The 18,651-nt window shown below is 63.2% G+C and carries 19 protein-coding genes; 8 read left to right on the top strand and 11 right to left on the bottom strand.

All coding sequences use genetic code 11. The features are described from left to right. Positions 1-579: 579 nt before the first annotated feature. Positions 580-2,091 (top strand): malate dehydrogenase (quinone), encoded by a 1,512-nt coding sequence (gene mqo / locus IFT80_RS13770; RefSeq protein ID WP_192137733.1) that lies wholly within the window; start codon positions 580-582, stop codon positions 2,089-2,091. Positions 2,092-2,404: 313 nt separating this feature from the next. Here the strand turns inward: mqo and IFT80_RS13765 are convergent, their stop codons facing one another. The 3 genes from IFT80_RS13765 to IFT80_RS13755 form a co-directional block, all read right to left on the bottom strand. Further along, the gene (locus tag IFT80_RS13765; protein WP_192137732.1) at positions 2,405-2,686 is read right to left on the bottom strand and encodes a PA4642 family protein; all 282 of its coding nucleotides are present in this window, start codon (positions 2,684-2,686) and stop codon (positions 2,405-2,407) included. A gap of 68 nt (positions 2,687-2,754) precedes the next feature. Continuing rightward, entirely contained in the window at positions 2,755-3,234 is a 480-nt protein-coding gene (locus IFT80_RS13760; protein WP_122475206.1) for a hypothetical protein, read from the bottom strand. Positions 3,235-3,645: 411 nt separating this feature from the next. Continuing rightward, on the bottom strand, positions 3,646-4,203 hold the full coding sequence (locus IFT80_RS13755) for a hypoxanthine-guanine phosphoribosyltransferase (RefSeq protein WP_122475207.1): 558 nt from the start codon (positions 4,201-4,203) through the stop codon (positions 3,646-3,648). 172 nt (positions 4,204-4,375) lie between these two features. Here IFT80_RS13755 and upp point away from each other — a divergent pair, with 172 nt between their 5' ends. Both upp and IFT80_RS13745 read left to right on the top strand, forming a co-directional pair. Next, on the top strand, positions 4,376-5,014 hold the full coding sequence (gene upp, locus IFT80_RS13750) for a uracil phosphoribosyltransferase (RefSeq protein WP_122475209.1): 639 nt from the start codon (positions 4,376-4,378) through the stop codon (positions 5,012-5,014). A gap of 3 nt (positions 5,015-5,017) precedes the next feature. Beyond that, on the top strand, positions 5,018-6,280 hold the full coding sequence (locus tag IFT80_RS13745) for a uracil-xanthine permease family protein (RefSeq protein WP_122475210.1): 1,263 nt from the start codon (positions 5,018-5,020) through the stop codon (positions 6,278-6,280). 48 nt (positions 6,281-6,328) lie between these two features. Here the strand turns inward: IFT80_RS13745 and hemH are convergent, their stop codons facing one another. Continuing rightward, the gene (hemH, locus tag IFT80_RS13740; RefSeq protein ID WP_192137731.1) at positions 6,329-7,354 is read right to left on the bottom strand and encodes a ferrochelatase; all 1,026 of its coding nucleotides are present in this window, start codon (positions 7,352-7,354) and stop codon (positions 6,329-6,331) included. Positions 7,355-7,388: 34 nt separating this feature from the next. Then, a complete protein-coding gene (locus IFT80_RS13735) occupies positions 7,389-8,291 on the bottom strand; it encodes a TIGR01777 family oxidoreductase (RefSeq protein WP_185795015.1) in 903 nt (300 codons plus the stop codon). A gap of 277 nt (positions 8,292-8,568) precedes the next feature. On the opposite strand from IFT80_RS13735, the gene IFT80_RS13730 reads away from it, so the two are divergent. The 5 genes from IFT80_RS13730 to phrB all read left to right on the top strand — a co-directional run bounded on the left by IFT80_RS13730 (position 8,569) and on the right by phrB (position 13,187). Next, on the top strand, positions 8,569-9,543 hold the full coding sequence (locus IFT80_RS13730; protein WP_342214342.1) for an NAD(P)/FAD-dependent oxidoreductase: 975 nt from the start codon (positions 8,569-8,571) through the stop codon (positions 9,541-9,543). Next, the gene (locus IFT80_RS13725) at positions 9,540-9,764 is read left to right on the top strand and encodes a TIGR02450 family Trp-rich protein (protein WP_122475217.1); all 225 of its coding nucleotides are present in this window, start codon (positions 9,540-9,542) and stop codon (positions 9,762-9,764) included. The genes IFT80_RS13730 and IFT80_RS13725 overlap by 4 nt, the downstream gene beginning before the upstream one ends. A 117-nt stretch (positions 9,765-9,881) precedes the next feature. Beyond that, positions 9,882-10,844, top strand: a complete 963-nt coding sequence (locus tag IFT80_RS13720) for a YbgA family protein (protein ID WP_192137729.1) — start codon at positions 9,882-9,884, stop codon at positions 10,842-10,844. Beyond that, positions 10,834-11,745 carry a MerR family transcriptional regulator gene (locus tag IFT80_RS13715; protein WP_192137728.1) on the top strand — a complete coding sequence of 304 codons (912 nt, stop codon included), beginning with the start codon at positions 10,834-10,836 and terminating at the stop codon, positions 11,743-11,745. Before IFT80_RS13720 ends, IFT80_RS13715 begins: the two co-directional genes overlap by 11 nt. A gap of 20 nt (positions 11,746-11,765) precedes the next feature. Then, on the top strand, positions 11,766-13,187 hold the full coding sequence (phrB, locus tag IFT80_RS13710; protein WP_122475221.1) for a deoxyribodipyrimidine photo-lyase: 1,422 nt from the start codon (positions 11,766-11,768) through the stop codon (positions 13,185-13,187). Positions 13,188-13,259: 72 nt separating this feature from the next. Here phrB and IFT80_RS13705 read toward each other — a convergent pair whose 3' ends face one another. From IFT80_RS13705 to hemA, 6 genes are all read right to left on the bottom strand, one after another. Then, entirely contained in the window at positions 13,260-13,778 is a 519-nt protein-coding gene (locus IFT80_RS13705) for an acyloxyacyl hydrolase (RefSeq protein WP_192054703.1), read from the bottom strand. A gap of 115 nt (positions 13,779-13,893) precedes the next feature. Beyond that, positions 13,894-14,685, bottom strand: coding sequence for a glutamate racemase (gene murI / locus IFT80_RS13700; RefSeq protein ID WP_122475224.1), 792 nt, complete (start codon positions 14,683-14,685; stop codon positions 13,894-13,896). Next, complete coding sequence (locus tag IFT80_RS13695) at positions 14,678-15,433, bottom strand: molybdopterin-synthase adenylyltransferase MoeB (RefSeq protein ID WP_192137727.1); 756 nt, start codon at positions 15,431-15,433, stop codon at positions 14,678-14,680. Before IFT80_RS13695 ends, murI begins: the two co-directional genes overlap by 8 nt. Then, positions 15,427-16,257: a peptide chain release factor N(5)-glutamine methyltransferase gene (gene prmC / locus IFT80_RS13690; RefSeq protein ID WP_192137726.1), complete on the bottom strand. Its 831-nt coding sequence runs from the start codon at positions 16,255-16,257 to the stop codon at positions 15,427-15,429. The genes IFT80_RS13695 and prmC overlap by 7 nt, the downstream gene beginning before the upstream one ends. Before the next feature lie 3 nt (positions 16,258-16,260). Continuing rightward, the gene (gene prfA / locus IFT80_RS13685) at positions 16,261-17,343 is read right to left on the bottom strand and encodes a peptide chain release factor 1 (RefSeq protein ID WP_122475230.1); all 1,083 of its coding nucleotides are present in this window, start codon (positions 17,341-17,343) and stop codon (positions 16,261-16,263) included. Then, a complete protein-coding gene (gene hemA / locus IFT80_RS13680; RefSeq protein ID WP_122475232.1) occupies positions 17,340-18,617 on the bottom strand; it encodes a glutamyl-tRNA reductase in 1,278 nt (425 codons plus the stop codon). The genes prfA and hemA overlap by 4 nt, the downstream gene beginning before the upstream one ends. Positions 18,618-18,651: the final 34 nt, after the last annotated feature.

Genomic DNA, 18,651 nt, shown 5'->3' with positions numbered 1-18,651 from the left:
CCGGTCACCAAAAGCCTGTAAATAACGATCAACTCGCCGCGTTTCATCGCTATAATCTTCCCCCGATTATAAGGACGTCTCCTGATCGGGCCTCGCAGCACTGCCAACACACTCGTCTTGGCCTCCGCACCGCCCACAGAGAGCCGCCCACGCAGGTCACGCGCTGGCGTTTCCATTCGCTCGTGCCACCCTGCCGCTGCCGATCCTCCAAGCAGCCTTCTTGAGGTTCACGACTCCAAAAGAGCGTGAAATAAACGGGTTTCACAACTTCACAAGAGTGTGGCGAGCAAATGAAAAGTCTTGGATCTGTACCAGCACTATCTGCGTCCCGAACAGCCCAACGAGGAAGGATCGAACGCTTCGCATGATGGCTCCAGTTCGCTGAACGCACGTATCAACCATGGTCCTATGGCGTTGGCGGGCCGAACGTGAGTTCATGGGCAATGCCCGGCAGACTTGTCGGCACAGGCCATTTCAGCGATGCAGTTGCGAAGATTCGGACATGGCGACCCAGGCCTGCACAGACGTACCGGGGTCCCATGCTGTCAATGGGTGCTGAAGATTTTGGAGACGCGTTAAATGGCGCAAAACGAAGCAGTCGACGTGGTATTGGTAGGGGCCGGCATCATGAGTGCCACCTTGGCCGTACTGCTCAAGGAACTCGACCCGGCATTGAAGCTGGAAGTCGTCGAGCTCATGGACTCCGGTGCCGCGGAGAGCTCCAATCCGTGGAACAACGCCGGGACCGGCCATGCCGGCCTGTGTGAGCTCAACTACACGCCGCAGGCCGCCGATGGCTCCATCGACATCAAGAAAGCCGTACAGATCAACACTCAGTTCGAGGTCTCGAAGCAGTTCTGGGCCTACCTGAGCAGGAAGAGCAGCTTCGGTTCGGCACGTTCGTTCATAAGCCCGGTCCCGCACCTGAGCTATGTCGAGGGTGACAAGGGTGTGGCCTTCCTCAAGAAGCGCTATGAAATGCTCAAGGCCCACCATGCCTTCGCCGACATGGAATACACCGAAGACAAGGCAAAGATGGCCGAGTGGATGCCGCTGATGATGCCGGGGCGTCCCGCCGACCAGCACATCAGTGCCACCCGCGTGATGGGCGGTACCGACGTCAACTTCGGCGCCTTGACCAACAAGCTGCTGGCTCATCTGGCCAGCGCACCCGGCGCGCAGGTGAAGTACTGCAAGAAGGTCACCGGCCTGGCGCGCAAGGGCACTGGCTGGACGGTCAGCGTCAAGGACGTCAACACCGGCAATACCCGCGAAATCGACGCCAAATTCGTATTCCTCGGCGCAGGCGGTGCTGCTTTGCCCCTGCTGCAGATGTCCGGGATCGAAGAGGGCAAGGGCTTCGGTGGTTTCCCGGTCAGCGGCCAGTGGCTGCGCTGTGACAATCCCGAGGTGGTCAAGCAGCACCAGGCCAAGGTCTACAGCCAGGCGGCGGTGGGCTCACCGCCCATGTCCGTGCCCCACCTGGACACTCGCGTGGTCGATGGCAACAAGTCGCTGCTGTTCGGCCCTTACGCCGGCTTTACCACCAAGTTCCTCAAGCATGGCTCGTTCCTCGACCTGCCGCTGTCGGTGCGCGCGGCGAACATCGGCCCGATGCTGGCCGTGGCCCGCGACAACATGGACCTGACCAAGTACCTGATGAGCGAAGTGCGTCAGTCCATGGAGCAGCGCCTGGATTCGCTGCGGCGCTTCTACCCGCAGGCCCGGGCCGAGGATTGGCGCCTGGAGGTGGCTGGCCAGCGCGTGCAGATCATCAAGAAGGATCCGAAGAAAGGCGGCGTGCTGCAATTCGGCACCGAGTTGGTGTCTGCCGCCGACGGTTCGCTGGCGGCCTTGCTCGGTGCATCACCAGGTGCCTCGGTGACCGTGTCGATCATGCTCGACCTGCTGGAACGCTGCTTCCCCGAGCAGACCCGATCACAGGCGTGGGCGACCAAGCTGTCGGAGATCTTCCCTGCACGTGAACAGGTGCTGGCGAACGATGCCGAAACCTACCGTCGCGTCAGCCATGACAGCGACGTGGCGCTCGAGCTCGCGGAAAAAGCGGACGGCGTGCAGCATTACGCCTGATACACCGCACGTACCGCCGACGCGGCTCGCGCCGCTGCTACAGGGAATTGCATCGCTCCCGTAGCAGCAGTGCAAGCCGCGTCCGGTGGCACCGCTCTTGTAGCAGCGGTGCAAGCCGCGTCCGTGCACATTGCCCTTGTAGCAGCGGTGCAAGCCGCGTCCGTGCACATTGCCCTTGTAGCAGCGGTGCAAGCCGCGTCCGTGCGCACCGCCCTTGTAGCAGCGGTGCAAGCCGCGTCCGGGCTCACCGCGTTTCTACAGACACACCGCGCGTGCCGCCGACGCGGCTTGCGCCGCTGCTACAGGGGTCGTTTCAGCCTCGCTGGATCAGGTCGATGTATTCCTGGGCGTTGCGCTGGTCGCGAATCAAGGTGATGAAATCGTTGCCGTGCTCGTCCTTGCCGTCGAGCTCGTAACCGGCTTCCTTGAAGAACACCAGAAAGCGTGCGAAATCATCGACGCGCAGGCCGCGGTACGCCTTGATCAGCTTGTGCAGCGACGGCGAGGTGGCATCGACCGGCTCGAAATTCAGGAACAGCTTGATCTGCTCATCGCCGATCTCGTCGCCAATCAATTGCTTCTTGTCTTTACGCATTACCGACTCCAACTCGCTATCACGGTCATTCACGGGGCAGGCAGTTTACCCTCGGCTTGGCGATGGGCTCAACGCGCGCGTAGGCTGCCGGTGTGCAGATCGGCCCAGACATGCCCATTGGGGTAGCTGAGGAACTGCACGTAGACGGTGTCGTTGCGCAGCAGGTCGAGCAGGATCCGATACTGGCTCAGCGGATAGGTTAGGGCCAAGGTGCCGGTGGCCGCATCGAAGGCTGGCCGCTTCAGGCTTTTGCTCTCGCCATCGAAGGTGATCAGCACTTCGGCCAGTTTCGCGTCCTTGCTCAATGCCTTGCCCTTCAAGCGCAACAGCATGGGCGCGGTCACCGGTATGGGCTGCTGGTTGGAAAGGCGCTGATTGCCCATGACCACCGAGTAGCTGGTCACCTGCACCAGTTGCTGCTGCGGATCGCCTTCGCGCAGGGACTGCTCATCGGGCGGCAGGAACTGTTCATGTACGAGCCCATGCACAGGCGCTGCGGCCAGCGGCAGACAGGTCAGCAAGGCAATGGCGGCAACGGTCAGGCGCATGGGCGGCTCCTTGTGGAAGAGCCGCGGACTTTAGCATGTTGCAAGGGGGGCGGGTCTGCGGCGAGGCCGGACGCGGCTCGCGCCGCTGCTACAAGAACGACGCAACCCCTGTAGCAGCGGCGCAAGCCGCGTCCGACAGCGCCCGCAACCCCTGTAGCAGCGGCGCAAGCCGCGTCCGACATCGCCCGCAATCCCTGTAGCAGCGGCGCAAGCCGCGTCCGGCAGCGCCCGCAATCCCTGTAGCAGCGGCGCAAGCCGCGTCCGGCAGCGCCCGCAACCCCTGTAGCAGCAGCGCAAGCCGCGTCGGCAGCGCCCGCAACCCCTGTAGCAGCGGCGTAAGCCGCGTCGGCGGCGCGTGCCATGGGTCTGGAGGAATGCAATAAACCCGGGGTCGGTCTCGGGAGGGAGGCCTTACATCCCCTTGACGGCGAAGATACCCGCAGCGTTGCGCCAGTACCCCTTGTAGTCCATGCCGTAACCGAAGATATAACGGTCGATGCACGGCAAACCCACGAAGTCGGCCTTGAGGTCGGGACTGGCCTTGCGGTCGTGGTCCTTGTCGATCAGCACGGCGGTGTGCACGGCGCGGGCGCCGGCGTGCTTGCAGAAATCGATGATGGCGCTGAGCGTGTGGCCCTCGTCCAGGATGTCATCGATGATCAGCACGTCGCGGTCGATGAAAGAGATTTCCGGCTTGGCCTTCCAGAACAGATCGCCGCCGCGGGTTTCGTTGCGATAGCGGGTGGCGTGCAGGTACGACGCCTCCAGCGGGAAATCCAGATGGGTCAGCAGCTTGCCGGAGAAGATCAGCCCGCCGTTCATCACGCAGAACACCACGGGGTTGCGGTCAGCCAGTTCAGCGTTGATCTGCGCGCCGACCTTGGCGATGGCAGCCTCGACCTGGGCTTCTGTGTACAGGCAGTCGGCCTCTCGCATGACTTGACGGATGTGCTCGAGATCAGCGGACATGACGCTCTCCAAGGGGGGCGGTGGAAGAAAAGCGGGCAAAGGTACGCACACACCTGGCATGAATCAAGCACAATCCAGGCTTTCATGCACTAACGTGCAGTATGTCTATAGGACAGCCCGATACAATAGATTAATCTACCGCCGTTTTTTTGCCCGTTCGGAGCCTTTCCCCATGCCTATCCGTGAGATCCGCCACCCGCTGATCCGCCACAAGCTCGGCCTCATGCGCCGTGCCGACATCAGCACCAAGAACTTCCGCGAGCTCGCCCAGGAAGTGGGAGCCCTGCTCACCTACGAGGCCACCAAGGATCTGCCCCTGGAAAACTACGAAATTGCAGGCTGGGCCGGCCCGGTGGTGGTCGAAAAGATCGCGGGCAAGAAAATCACCGTGGTGCCCATCCTGCGCGCCGGCATCGGCATGCTCGACGGCGTGCTCAGCCTGATTCCGGGTGCCAAGGTCAGCGCCGTCGGCGTTGCGCGCAACGAAGATACGTTGCAGGCGCACACCTACCTGGAAAAGCTGGTCGATGAAATCGACGAGCGCCTGGCGATGATCATCGACCCGATGCTGGCCACCGGCAGCTCCATGGTTGCCACCATCGACCTGTTGAAGAAGGCCGGCTGCAAGGAAATCCGCGCCATGGTGCTGGTGGCTGCGCCCGAGGGCATTGCCGCCGTGGAAAAGGCACATCCCGACGTGCAGATCTACACTGCTTCGATCGACGAGCGCCTGAACGAGCATGGCTACATCATCCCCGGGCTGGGCGATGCCGGTGACAAGATCTTCGGCACCAAGCAGAAGGACGCCTGACCCATGCAGGACGAGTTCAACGATCCGCTCTGGCGGCAGGTGCTGTCAGGCGCGCAAATGCTCTTCGTGGCGTTCGGCGCGCTGGTACTGATGCCGCTGATCACTGGCCTGGACCCGAACGTGGCGCTGTTCACTGCGGGCCTGGGCACGTTGCTGTTCCAACTGGTGACGGGTCGTCAGGTGCCGGTATTCCTGGCATCGAGCTTTGCTTTCATCACACCGATCATTCTCGCCAAGGGCCAGTTCGGCCTGGCCGAGACGATGGGCGGGATCATGGCGGCCGGATTCGTCTACACCTTCCTCGGGCTTGCGGTGAAGATCAAGGGCACCGGCTTCATCGACCGCCTGCTGCCACCCGTGGTAATCGGCCCGGTCGTGATTTCCATCGGCCTGGCGATGGCGCCGATCGCCGCCAACATGGCGATGGGCAAGGCCGGCGATGGCACCGAACTGATCCCCTACGCCACAGCCATGTGGATCTCCATGCCGGCGCTGCTCACCACCATCGTCGTCGCCGTGTTCGGCAAGGGCATCTTTCGCCTGGTGCCGATCATCGCCGGGGTACTGGTGGGCTTCGCCATGGCATTCGTCTTCGGTGTGGTGGACACGGCCAAGATCGCCGCAGCTTCCTGGCTGGCCCTGCCACACTTCACGGCGCCGGCGTTCAACTGGCAAGCTATCCTGTTCATTGTGCCCGTGGCGCTGGCACCGGCCATCGAGCACATTGGTGGCGTGATCGCCGTGGGCAGCGTGACCGGTCGTGACTACCTGAAGAAACCCGGCCTGCACCGCACCCTGCTGGGCGATGGCATTGCCACGACTGCCGCCGGCCTGTTCGGCGGACCGCCCAATACCACTTACGCGGAAGTGACCGGCGCGGTCATGCTGACCAAGAACTACAACCCCAAGATCATGACCTGGGCGTCGATCTTCGCGATCAGCCTGGCGTTCGTCGGCAAGTTCGGCGCGCTGCTGCAGAGCATTCCGGTACCGGTGATGGGCGGCATCCTGTGCCTGCTGTTCGGTTCCATCGCAGCGGTGGGCCTGAACACGATGATTCGCCACAAGGTCGACATGGCCGAGGCGCGCAACCTGGTGATCGTCTCGGTAACCCTGGTGTTCGGTATCGGCGGGGTGCTGGTCGGCACCGGGACCGGGCCCGATGACTTCGGCCTCAAGGGCATTGCCCTGTGCGCCGTGGTGGCGATTGCGCTGAACCTGTTGCTGCCGGGGCATGGTGACTGGAAAAAGGACTCGCAGGCCTGAAGCCGTCAGGGAGCGCCATGGCGGCGCTCCCTGCTGGCAGATTCAGCGTCAAAGCATCAAGGGTGCCCGCTCGCACAGGGTATTCAACGCTTCACCCCATTGCGGGTGATCATTCAGACACGGCACCAGCACCAACTCCTCGCCCCCCGCCTCGCAGAACTGCTCGCGCCCACGGTCGCCGATCTCCTCCAGGGTCTCGATGCAATCGGCGACGAACGCCGGGCACATCACCAGCAACTTCTTCACCCCTTGCTTGGCAAGTTCATCCAGACGCGCCTCGGTGTAGGGCTCGATCCACTTGGCCCGGCCCAGTCGCGACTGGAAGGACACCGACCAGCTACCGTCGGCAAGGCCCATGCGCTCGGCGAAGGCACTGGCCGTACGCAGGCACTGCGCGCGATAGCAGACGGCGAGCACTTCAGGCGTGGCATTCTGGCAGCAGTCGGCGGAACGCAGACAGTGGCCGCCGGTAGGGTCGATCTTGGTCAGGTGCCGTTCGGGCAGTCCGTGGAAGCTCATCAACAGGTGGTCATGGGGTTGCGCCAGGTAGGGCTTGGCACTGGCCACCAAGGCATCCACGTATTCCGGCTGGTCATAGAACGGTTGCAGCACGCTGAATTGCATGGCCAGCTTGCGCTCGCGCACCACTTTGCGTGCCTGCTCGATCACCGTGGTCACGGTGCTCTGGGCGAACTGAGGATAAAGCGGAGCCAGGGTGACTTTCTGCACCCCCTGCTCGGCCAGGCGCGCAAGCGCCGTATCCAGCGAAGGCTCGCCATAACGCATGGCGACTTCCACCGGACCATGGCGCCACTGCTCGGCCATGACCGCCTGCAGGCGCCGGGTCAGGACCACCAGCGGCGAGCCGTCCTCCCACCAGATCGAGGCATAGGCGTGTGCCGATTGCTCGGGGCGCTTGACCAGAATCAGCGACACGATCAGACGCCGCAGCGGCCATGGCACGTCGATGACATAAGGGTCCATCAGGAACTGGTTGAGATAGCTACGTACATCGGCCACCTGGGTCGATGCGGGCGACCCCAGGTTGACCAGCAGCAGGGCGTGATCGGTCATGCAGCGTCCTATTTCAGGTTCGTCGTTTGAGAGCTCAGAGGCGCCGCGACAGTTCGGTCAGGGCGGCGGATAGTTCGCTGTAGCGGAAATTGAAACCTGCGGCCTGCAGCGCCACCGGGCGAGCGCGCTGGCCACCGAGCAACAGCCCTGACAGCTCGCCGAGCCCTGCCTTGAGCAACAGCGACGGCAGTGGCAGGAAAGCCGGGCGATGCAGGGCACGTCCCAGCTGTCGTGCGAATTCACGGTTGCGCACCGGCTCCGGCGCGCAGGCATTATAGGGACCGCGGCACTGGGTCTGGTGCAAGAGAAAATCAATCAAGGCGATTTGGTCGTCGATATGAACCCACGGCATCCACTGCCGGCCACTGCCGATCGGGCCTCCCAGCCCCAGCTTGAACGGCAGCACAAGGCGCTTGAGAAAGCCGCCCTGACTTGCCAGCACCAGCCCGGTGCGTACCAGCACCACCCGCACGCCCAACGCTTCGGCGCGCAGGGCCGTCTCTTCCCAGGCAATGCACAAGTGACTGGCGAAGTCCTCCTTGACCGGTTGCGAGGTCTCGTTCAATTCACGTTCGCCACCATCGCCATACCAGCCTACCGCCGAGCCGGAAATCAACACTTCGGGCCGCTGCGCACGGCTTTCCAGCCATGCCAGAAGGCGCTCGGTGAGGGTGATCCGGCTGCTCCACAGCAACGCCCGGCGCCGCGCCGTCCACGGACGGTCGGCAATCGGCGCGCCGGCCAGATTGACCACCGCATCCACCGTTTCGTCGCCGATTTCCTCGAGCTGCGCCACGCCACGCACGCTGGCTCCGCACAGCTGCTTGACCTGTCCCGGCTGGCGACTGAGCACCGTCAGCCGATGCCCCTGCCCTACCCAGTGCTGGCAAAGCTTGCGGCCGATGAGCCCGGTGCCGCCGGTCAGCAATATGTGCATAAGGTTTCTCCAATGTGGCGTTGCGTCTGCAGCGCTAGTCTATTTTCATGAGACAGGCACTTTCCATCCGCGTGCCTCTCTCATGAACCATAGGACACCTGAGCAAAAAGGATCCCGTTAACTTATACTTATTAAGTCTTTTGTACAGGTTTGTTTTTCCGAACACACGTGTGCATAGCGCTTACGAAGCTGTTACGAGGGCACTATGAGTTTACCTACGCCGAGTTTACCTACGCCGACTTCATCTACGACGACTGGACCTGCAGCGACCGTATCCATTGCAATCATCGGTACTGGCATGGCCGGCCTCTCCGCTGCCCAGGCGTTGCATAAGGCTGGCCATGCCGTGCAGTTGTTCGACAAGGCGCGCGGTGTGGGCGGCCGCATGTCCAGCAAACGCAGCGAGGTCGGTTCCATCGATCTGGGCGCGCAGTATTTCACTGCCCGCGACCGGCGCTTCGTGGCGCAGGTCCAGCAATGGCAGGCCGAAGGTTGCGTGCAGCCGTGGTCGCCGTCGCTGTACAACGCCAAGCAGGGTCGCCTCAGCCCGTCGCCGGACGAGCAGGTACGTTGGGTCGGCGCACCACGCATGAGCGCCATTGCCAAGACCATGGCCGTCGACCTGCCTGCCGCTTTTTCCTGCCGCATCGCCGAGGTGTTCAAGGGCGAGGAATTCTGGGAGCTGCTGGATGCAGAGGGCACCAGCCATGGCCCCTTCAGCCACGTCGTGCTTGCTGTGCCGGCGCCCCAGGCCACGGCGCTGCTGGCCAGTGCGCCCAAGCTCGCCACGCAGGTGGCCGGGGTCAAGATGGACCCTACCTGGTCGGTGGCGCTGAGTTTCGCTACGCCGCTGGACACGCCGATGCAGGGCTGCTTCGTGCAGGACAGTGCACTGGACTGGCTGGCGCGAAGCGGCAGCAAGCCCGGCCGTGACGACAGCAGCGACACCTGGGTACTGCACGCCACCAGCTCGTGGAGCAAACAGCACATCGACCTGTCCCGCGAGGCAGTGATCGAACAGCTGCATGGCGCCTTCGCCGAGCTGGTGAACTGCCCGATGCCTGCGCCAAGCTTCAGCATCGCCCATCGCTGGCTCTACGCGCGCCCGGCTCAGCCCCATGAATGGGGTGCGCTGGCCGACCCCGACCTGGGCCTGTACGTGTGCGGCGACTGGTGCCTGTCAGGCCGCGTCGAAGGCGCCTGGCTCAGTGGCCAGGAAGCCTCGCGGCGCCTGCTCGAGCACCTGCAATGAATGCCCGGCATCGGCTCAATCCGCGCAAGTTGTTGCTGTCGAAATGGACCGCCGTGCGCCCGCTGAACCGGGAAAAGCATTTCCTGGTCAGCGAAGTGTTCTGCGATGACGAAGGCGTCGTGCTGGAGGTCGAGTTGCAGGCGGTTCTCACGCACCGTGCCGAGCGCATGCCCTGGCAGGCTTTGCAGGATATGCAGAACTGGAAAATGGGCTGGCAATGACACCCTGCCAAGAGCTGTATTTCTGTACAAAGCATTTGACCTGTACAAATACGGACCTAAGATGAAACTATGCTGTACAGCGTTGTCAGTATGTACAGGTTTCAGAAGAGGTCCGTCATGCAAGAGCCCAGCGTCAGCAAACCCAAGATCGGAATCAGCGCCTGCCTGCTCGGCGCACCCGTGCGCTACAACGCCGGGCACAAGGAATCGCGCTGGTGCAGTCGGATCCTGGTCGAGCATTTCGAGTTCGTCCCGGTCTGCCCCGAGGTCGCCATCGGCCTGGGTACGCCGCGCGAGCCGATTCGCCTGGTCGGCGACAAGGATCACACCCAGGCCGTGGGTACCGTACACCCCGAGATCAACGTCACCGCGCCCCTGGCCGCCTACGGCGAACGGATGGCCGGCGAGCTGACCGACCTCTGTGGTTACATCTTCATGCAGAAGTCGCCGTCCTGTGGCCTGGAGCGGGTGAAGATCTATCGAGACAACGGCGCTCCCCAGCGCGAAGGTGGCCGAGGCATCTATGCCCAGGCATTCTGTGCGCGCCACCCCGATCTGCCAGTGGAAGAGGAAGGTCGCCTGTGCGATCCGGTGCTGCGGGAAAACTTCCTCGTGCGCGTCGGCGCCTATGCCCAGTGGCAAGCGTTGCTGGCGGACGGCTTGACGCGCCGCGCCCTGACCGAATTCCACTCGCGCTTCAAATACCAGCTGATGGCCAACAACCCGCTGCAGTACAAGGTTCTGGGCAAGCTGCTGGGCAGCATGGGCCGCGGCGATGCCGCGCAGATCGGCCCGCAGTATTTCAGTGAGCTGATGCAGGCGCTCAAGCGCTGCGCCACCCGCGGCACCCACAGCAATGTGCTGCAGCACATCAGCGGCTACCTCAAGCGCGACATCGATGCGCAGGACAAGCAAGAACTGCAACAACTGATCAATCAGTACCGCGAGGGCATTGTGCCGCTGGTGGTGCCGATGACGCTGCTCAAGCACCTGTTCCGCGTCCATCCGGACCCATACATCGCCCAGCAGACCTACCTGCAGCCGCACCCGGAAAACCTGAGCTTGCGCAATGCCATCTGATGCCAATGGCACCGACTGGCTGCCGATCCGCGAAGTCACCCGGCAAACCGGCGTGCACCCAGTCACCCTGCGGGCCTGGGAGCGGCGCTACGGCCTGATCGTGCCTCACCGCACCGCCAAGGGCCATCGCCTGTACGACGCCGCGCAGATCGCACGGATCCAGCACGTGCTGACCTGGCTCAACCGGGGCGTGGCCGTCAGCCAGGTGAAGCAACTGCTCGACGCTCCTCGCGATGCCCGGCCGCAAGTCCAGAGCGATTGGCAGCAGCTGCGCCAGACATTGATCCAGGCCATCGCCGACATGGCCGAGCGTCAACTGGATGATCTGTTCAATCAAGCGATGGCCCTGTATCCACCCGCCACCCTGTGCGAGCACTTGCTGCTGCCGCTGCTGACCGATCTGGAGCAGCGCTGGGCCGGCCAGTTCGGCGCGCAGATGCAGCGGGTGTTCTTCCATGGCTGGCTGCGCAGCAAACTGGGTGCGCGCCTCTATCACAACAATCGCCAGCTGAACGGCGCGCCCGTGGTGTTGGTCAATCAGGCCGACGTCACTCCGGACCCTTACCTGTGGCTCGGCGCCTGGCTGATCAGCAGCAGCGATTGCCCGGTGCAGGTGTTCGACGCGCCGCTGCCGGCGGGTGAGCTAGCCCTGGCCTGCGACAAGCTTCAGGCACGCGCTCTGGTGCTGTACGCCGACAAGGCCCTCAACCTCGCGACGCTGAGGCGGCTGCTGGTCGGTTGCACGTGCCCCAAATGGCTGGTGGGCTCGGCCGTGCTCATTCACCGCGCCGCCGCAGGCGACGGCCCTTCCCCCATTGCCGATCTGCACCTGGCGACCGATCCGTTGCACGCCCAGCAGTTGCTGCAGGCGTCTGGCGTGCTGGCCGACCGGCAACCCTGAATTCGAATGACGAGGCTTTCATGCAATTGATCTGGCTGCGCAGCGACCTGCGAGTGCACGACAACCCCGCCCTGGCGGCCGCCTGCGAGCAGGGCCCGACCCTGGCCGTGTTCCTGCTGAGCCCCAAGCAATGGCTGGAGCACGACGACTCACCGAACAAGGTCGACTTCTGGCTGCGCAATCTCAAGGAACTGAGCGCCAGCCTCAAGGCCCTGCACATCCCCCTGTTGCTGCGTGAAGCCGATACCTGGGACAAGGCACCGAAGGTCATCAGCGCGCTCTGCGCCGAGCACAAGATCGAGGCCGTGCATTGCAACGACGAGTTCGGTGTCAACGAGAACCGCCGCGACGAGGCAGTAGGAGCGGCCCTGGCCAAGGTGGACATTCCCCTGCACCGTTATCTGGATCAGGCGCTGTTCAAGCCCGGCAGCGTACTGACCAAAGGCGGCACTTATTTTCAGGTCTTCAGCCAGTTCCGCAAGGTCTGTTACGAACGCCTGCACCAGTCCGTCCCGGCGCTGGTGAAAAAGCCCCGCGCGCAGAAACCGGTGCACATTGCCGCCGACACAGTGCCCGATCAGGTGAAAGGCTTCGCCGTCCCCGACAAGGCGCTGATCAAGCTCTGGCCGGCCGGTGAGGAAGAGGCGCACAAGCGCCTGGACACCTTCACCGACCAACCGATCGAAGACTACAAGGTCGAGCGCGATCTACCCGCCCACCCTGGAACCAGCCAGATCTCCGCCTACCTGACTTCCGGCGTGGTTTCTCCACGCCAGTGCCTGCATGCGGCACTCAACAGCAATCGCGGTGAGTTCGAGAGCGGCAACGTCGGCGCCGTGACCTGGATCGGCGAGTTGATCTGGCGCGAGTTCTACCGGCACATCATGGTGGGCTATCCGCGCGTCTCGATGCACCGGCCGTTTCGCGAGGAATACGCCGCCCTGCCCTGGCGCAAGGCGCCCAGCGAGTTGCAGGCGTGGAAAGAAGGACGCACCGGCATCCCCATCGTCGATGCGGCGATGCGTCAACTGGTGTCCACCGGTTGGATGCATAACCGCCTGCGCATGGTTACCGCCATGTTCCTGAGCAAGAACCTGCTGATCGACTGGCGCGAGGGCGAGCGTTTCTTCATGCAGCATCTGATCGACGGCGACCTGTGTTCCAACAACGGCGGCTGGCAGTGGAGTGCATCCACGGGTACCGATTCGGTGCCCTATTTCCGGATTTTCAACCCGGTAAGCCAGTCGCAGCGTTTCGACGAGCAAGGCGTGTTTCTCAAGCAATGGTTGCCCGAGCTGGAAGGGTTGGATCGCAAGCAGGTCCATGCGCCGTCAGGTGACGCACTCAAGCAGAGCGACTATCCCCGGCCGATCGTAGATCTGAAGGAAGGACGCGCACGCGCCTTGGCGGCATTCAAGAACCTGCCACGCAAAGCCAAATAGGAAAGAAGGATTGAAGCAATCGCGGGCAGGGAACCCTGCCCGCGCGACGGCCAATGCTGGCCGAGGGACAGCTTACAGCGGCATGCGGTAGTTCAGGGTGTAGGCTTCGATACCATCGTTTGGCTCTTTGATGCCGGCGTTGGAGTAGTGGATCGCTCTCACACCCAGCTCGTGACCGCCACCGAAGCGCAACCCGAAGCCGATACGGTCTTCGAAGTTGAACGAGGAACCCAGCTTGTTGCCTTCGATCTGCGTGTGCGCGAAGGCGGCGACACCGATGCCGGCCTCGATGTAGGGCTTGATCGAACCGCCGCCGAATTCGTAGACGAATACTGGCGCGAACGACAGGCTGTGGTTGTCCTTGAAGTCCTTGCCATCCCAGTAGGTATAGCCGGCATCCCAGTAGCCGGTCAGGCGACCGACGTCGGTCTGGAACCAGCTCTTGTCCCAGTTGGATTGCAAGCCAATGCGATAGACCTGGGACGATTCGCCCGTTTCGCCCGCGGAAAACGATAGGTCGGCCGCGTTCGCGGTCACCGATTGCCCCAACATCAAAGCCGCAAGCGCAGCCAAACTGAACAGTCTCTTCATGAGAAACATCCTACCGAATGCAGTTGTAAGAATTTTTGTCGAAAAAATGGACATGCTATGGAATCGGAGTTGGAACGTAAGTTCAGTGTTACACCCCGTTTTTTTCACATTTTTTTTACAACGTGAATACTTGCACATTGTCAGAAAATTTCCACAGCTTCGGTAGGACATTTCGAAAAATATCTACCGATCCGCTGGTCCAGAACTGCGCGGGCCGCGCCGGCCCGTCAGCCAGCTGGTTTCCGGCACTCAGCAATCGCTGTAGCTGACGCGCTACTGCGGCGCCAGTATCGACCAGCGCCACGTGGGCCGGGACCATCGTGGCCAACAGGGGCTTGAGGAACGGATAGTGCGTGCAGCCCAGAATAAGGGTATCGCAGCCAGCGTCCAGTAACGGTTGCACGTACCCCTGCAGCAACAGACGCAGCGCCGGACTGTCCAGATCGCCGGTTTCGATCAGTTCGACCAGTCCGGGACACGGCTGGGTGATGACCTGCACTTCGTTGGCAAAACGATCGAGCAGTGCCACGAATTTGGCGCTGCGCAGGGTGCCGGTGGTGGCCAGCACACCGACGACACCACTGCGGGTCGCTGCCGCGGCAGGTTTGACCGCTGGCTCCATGCCAACGATGGGCCAGTCGGGATAGCGTTGACGCAGATCCGCCACCGCAGCGACCGTGGCCGTGTTGCAGGCCAGCACCAATGCCTTGGCGCCCTGGCCGTGAAAAAAATGCGCAACCTTGGCACAACGCTCGCGGATGAATTCGCTGGATTTCTCGCCGTACGGAATGTGCCCGGTGTCGGCCACGTACAGCAGCGATTCGCAAGGCAGCAGCCGTTCGATTTCGCCAAGCACCGACAAACCGCCGACGCCGGAATCGAACACGCCGACAGGCGCCTCAGACATGCCGGGCGCTGCAGACCGGGCACTTGGGATCGCGCTTGACCCGCATTTCGCGGAAATGGGTGCCCAGTGCGTCGATCAACAGCAGCCGACCGACCAGCACATCGCCGAACTGCGCCAACAGCTTCAACGCTTCCAGTGCCTGCAGGCTGCCCACCAGCCCGACCAGCGGGCCCACCACGCCGGCCTCGCTGCAGGTCAGCTCGGCATCGCTGCCTTCACCGTACAGGCAATGGTAGCAGGGGCTTTCCGGACGCCGTGGGTCGAACACCGACAACTGCCCTTCCAAGCGGATCGCGGCACCACTGACCAGCGGCTTGCCGGCGGCAAAGCAGGCGGCGTTCACCGCCTGGCGCGTGGCGAAGTTGTCGGAACAGTCGAGCACCAGGTCGACGGCGGCAACCGCTGCGCTCAGCGAGTCTTCATCCAACGCGGCGCGGTGCGCCACCAGGGCGATTTCGGGGTTGATCGCCCCCAGCCGGGCAATGGCCGAATCGACCTTGCTGATACCCACCGAGGAGCTGTCGTGCAGCACCTGGCGTTGCAGGTTGGTCACATCGACGGTGTCGAAGTCTGCCAGATGCAGCTCGCCGACGCCCGCTGCAGCCAGGTACAGCGCCACCGGCGAGCCCAAGCCACCCAAGCCGACGATCAGTACCCGGCTGCCCTTGAGCCGCAATTGGCCTTGGATGTCGACCTGCGACAGCAGCACCTGCCGGCTGTAGCGCAGCAGCTCCTGATCGGTCAGCACAGCAACCGCCCCAGCGTGATGCGCTCGTGACCGCCGAGATCGATACGGCTTTCGATCTGCTCGAAATCGTGTTGGGCCAGCAGTTCACGCACCGCCGGTGCCTGGTCGTAGCCGTGTTCGAGCAGCAGCCAACCGCCCGGGTGCAGGTGCGCGGGTGCCTGGCCGATGATCAGGCGCAGGTCGTCTAGGCCGTCTTCGCCGGCCACCAGTGCACTGGCGGGCTCGAAGCGCACGTCGCCGGCACGCAGATGAGGGTCGGCACTGGCGATGTACGGCGGGTTGCTGACGATCAGGTCGAAACGCTCGCCCTGCAGGGCGCTGAACCAGTGGCTCTCGAGCACCCGGGCATTGCCCAGGTTCAGGCGCACCCGGTTGCGCTCGGCCAGGGCCACCGCTTCGGCGACGCGGTCGACTGCGGTGACTTGCCAGGCACTGCATTCGCCGGCCAGGGCCAAGGCAATCGCTCCCGTACCCGTGCCCAGATCCAGTACTCGCGCCGAGCTGGTCGGCAGCAATTGCAGCGCAGACTCTACCAGCAGCTCGGTTTCGGGACGCGGAATCAATGTGTGCGAGGCCACTTCCAGGTCGAGCTTCCAGAACCCTTGCTGGCCCAGGATATAGGCAACCGGCTCGCCCGCCTGGCGACGCTTTATGAAGGCGGCGAAGGCGTTGGCAGCTTCGCTGGGCACGATGCGCTCGGGCCAGGTGTGCAGGTAGCTGCGCGATTTGCCCAGCGCCGCAGCCAGCAGGAGCTCGATATCCAGGCGCGCGGTCGGGGAATCGGGCAGTTCGACGGCGCGCAACAGACTGGCAATGATGGTCATGTTCTATTCACCCAACGCGGCCAACTGATCGGCCTGGTATTCAGCCAGAAGCGGCTCTATCACTGCATCGACGCCGCCGGCCAGCACTTCATCCAGACAGTACAAGGTCAGGTTGACACGATGGTCGGTTACCCGGCCCTGCGGAAAATTGTAGGTGCGGATGCGCTCGGAACGGTCGCCCGAACCAACCAGCAGCTTGCGCTCGCTGGCGATGGCATTGGCTGCCGCGCTGCTTTGCATGTCGTTGAGCTTGGCTGACAGCCAGCTCATGGCACGGGCGCGGTTCTTGTGCTGCGAGCGTTCTTCCTGACATTCCACCACGATGCCGGTCGGCAGGTGAGTGATGCGGATCGCTGAGTCGGTCTTGTTGACGTGCTGGCCACCTGCACCGGAGGACCGGTAGGTGTCCACGCGCAGATCGGCCGGGTTGATCTCGATGGCCACCTGCTCGTCCGGTTCCGGCAACACGGCCACCGTGCAGGCCGAGGTGTGGATGCGGCCCTGGGATTCGGTTTCCGGCACGCGCTGGACACGGTGCGCGCCGGACTCGAACTTGAGCTTGCCGTAGACGCTGTCGCCTTCGACGCGGGCGATGACTTCCTTGTAGCCGCCATGCTCGCCTTCGTTTTCGGAAAGAATCTCCAGGCGCCAGCCACGGCGTTCCGCATAGCGCGAATACATGCGGAACAGATCGCCGGAAAAGATCGCCGCTTCATCGCCGCCGGTACCGGCGCGGATCTCGAGGAAAACGTTGCGACCGTCGTTGGGGTCCTTGGGCAGCAGCATGCGCTGCAGCGCGCCCTCCAGTTGCACCAACTGCTCGCGGGCTTCGCGCACTTCCTCGGCAGCCATCTCGCGCATGTCCGGGTCGTTGTCCTTGAGCAACGCCTGTGCGCCCTCCAGGTCAGCCTGCACCTTGGCCCATTGCTGGTAACCCAGCACCACGGGCTCGACTTCGGCGTATTCCCTGGAATAGGCGCGGAAGCGGGTTTGCTCGGAAATGACTTCAGCGTCGCCCAGCAAGGCGGTCAGTTCCTCGAATCGGTCCTGGAGCGTGTCCAGCTTGTTGAGCAGTGACGCTTTCATTGCGGCGGTTTATCCGTTGAGCCCTCATCGAGGGCAAAGAGTTCCTGGGCCATGGCCAGCGCATCGACGCGGCCTTCGGCAGAGAGCTTTTTCATGTGCACGCTGGGTGCGTGCAGCAACTTGTTGGTCAGGCCCCGGGCCAATTGCGCAAGCACCTCTTCGGCGTTGCCGCCGTTGGCCAGCAGGCGCATGGCCTTCTGCAGCTCCTCGTCGCGCAGGCGCTCGCCCTGCTGGCGGTAGGCCTTGAGCACGTCCACCGCCGCCAGCTCGCGCAGGCGCAGCATGAAATCGTCGGCACCCACGCTTACCAGTTCTTCGGCGGCCTGGGCGGCACCCTGGCGGGTTTTCAGGTTCTCGGCAACCACTTCATGCAGGTCGTCGACGGTATAGAGGTAGACGTCGTCCAGCTCGCCGACCTCGGGTTCGATGTCGCGCGGCACGGCAATATCGACCATGAAGATGGGCTTGTGCTTGCGCAGTTTCAGCGCGCTCTCGACCGCGCCCTTGCCCAGGATCGGCAACTGGCTGGCGGTGGAGCTGATGACGATGTCGCTGTTGACCAGCTCCTGGGGAATATCGGAAAGCAGCACGGCATGGGCGCCGAACTGCGCAGCCAGGGTACTGGCGCGCTCCAGGGTGCGGTTGGCCACCACGATGCGCTTGACCCCCTGCTCGTGCAGGTGACGTGCGACCAGGGTGATGGTTTCGCCGGCGCCGATCAGCAAGGCCTGGCTGCGCGCCAGGTCGCTGAAGATCTGCTTGGCCAGGCTGACGGCGGCAAACGCCACCGAAACCGGGTTCTCGCCGATTGCGGTGTCGGTGCGCACCTGCTTGGCAGCGCTGAAGGTCGCCTGGAACAGACGCCCCAGCAGCGGCCCGATGGTGCCGGCCTCGCGGGCCACGGCGTAGGCGGATTTCATCTGCCCGAGAATCTGCGGCTCGCCCAGCACCAGCGAATCGAGCCCGGACGCCACGCGCATCATGTGACGAACAGCCGCATCTTCTTCGTGCACATAAGCGCTCGCGCGCAGCTCTTCCACACTCAAACGGTGGTAATCGGCCAGCCAGCGCAGCACGGCATCGGCAGCCAGGTGATCCTGTTCGATGTACAGCTCGCTGCGGTTGCAGGTCGAGAGGATCGCGGCCTCACGGCTGTCGGTCAGCCGGCAAAGCTGCTGCAGGGCCTCTACCAGCTGCTCCGGGGTAAACGCCACGCGCTCGCGCACGTCTACCGAAGCAGTCTTATGGTTGATACCGAGGGCGAGAAAGGCCATTCAAGGTCGCTGATGATGTCGAGAAGCCGGTAAT

It is taken from the genome of Pseudomonas sp. CFBP 8771 (assembly GCF_014841695.1).
Lineage (GTDB): Bacteria > Pseudomonadota > Gammaproteobacteria > Pseudomonadales > Pseudomonadaceae > Aquipseudomonas > Aquipseudomonas baltica.
Note: the sequence above shows the minus strand (reverse complement) of the source record. Positions and strands in the feature narration are given on the sequence as shown.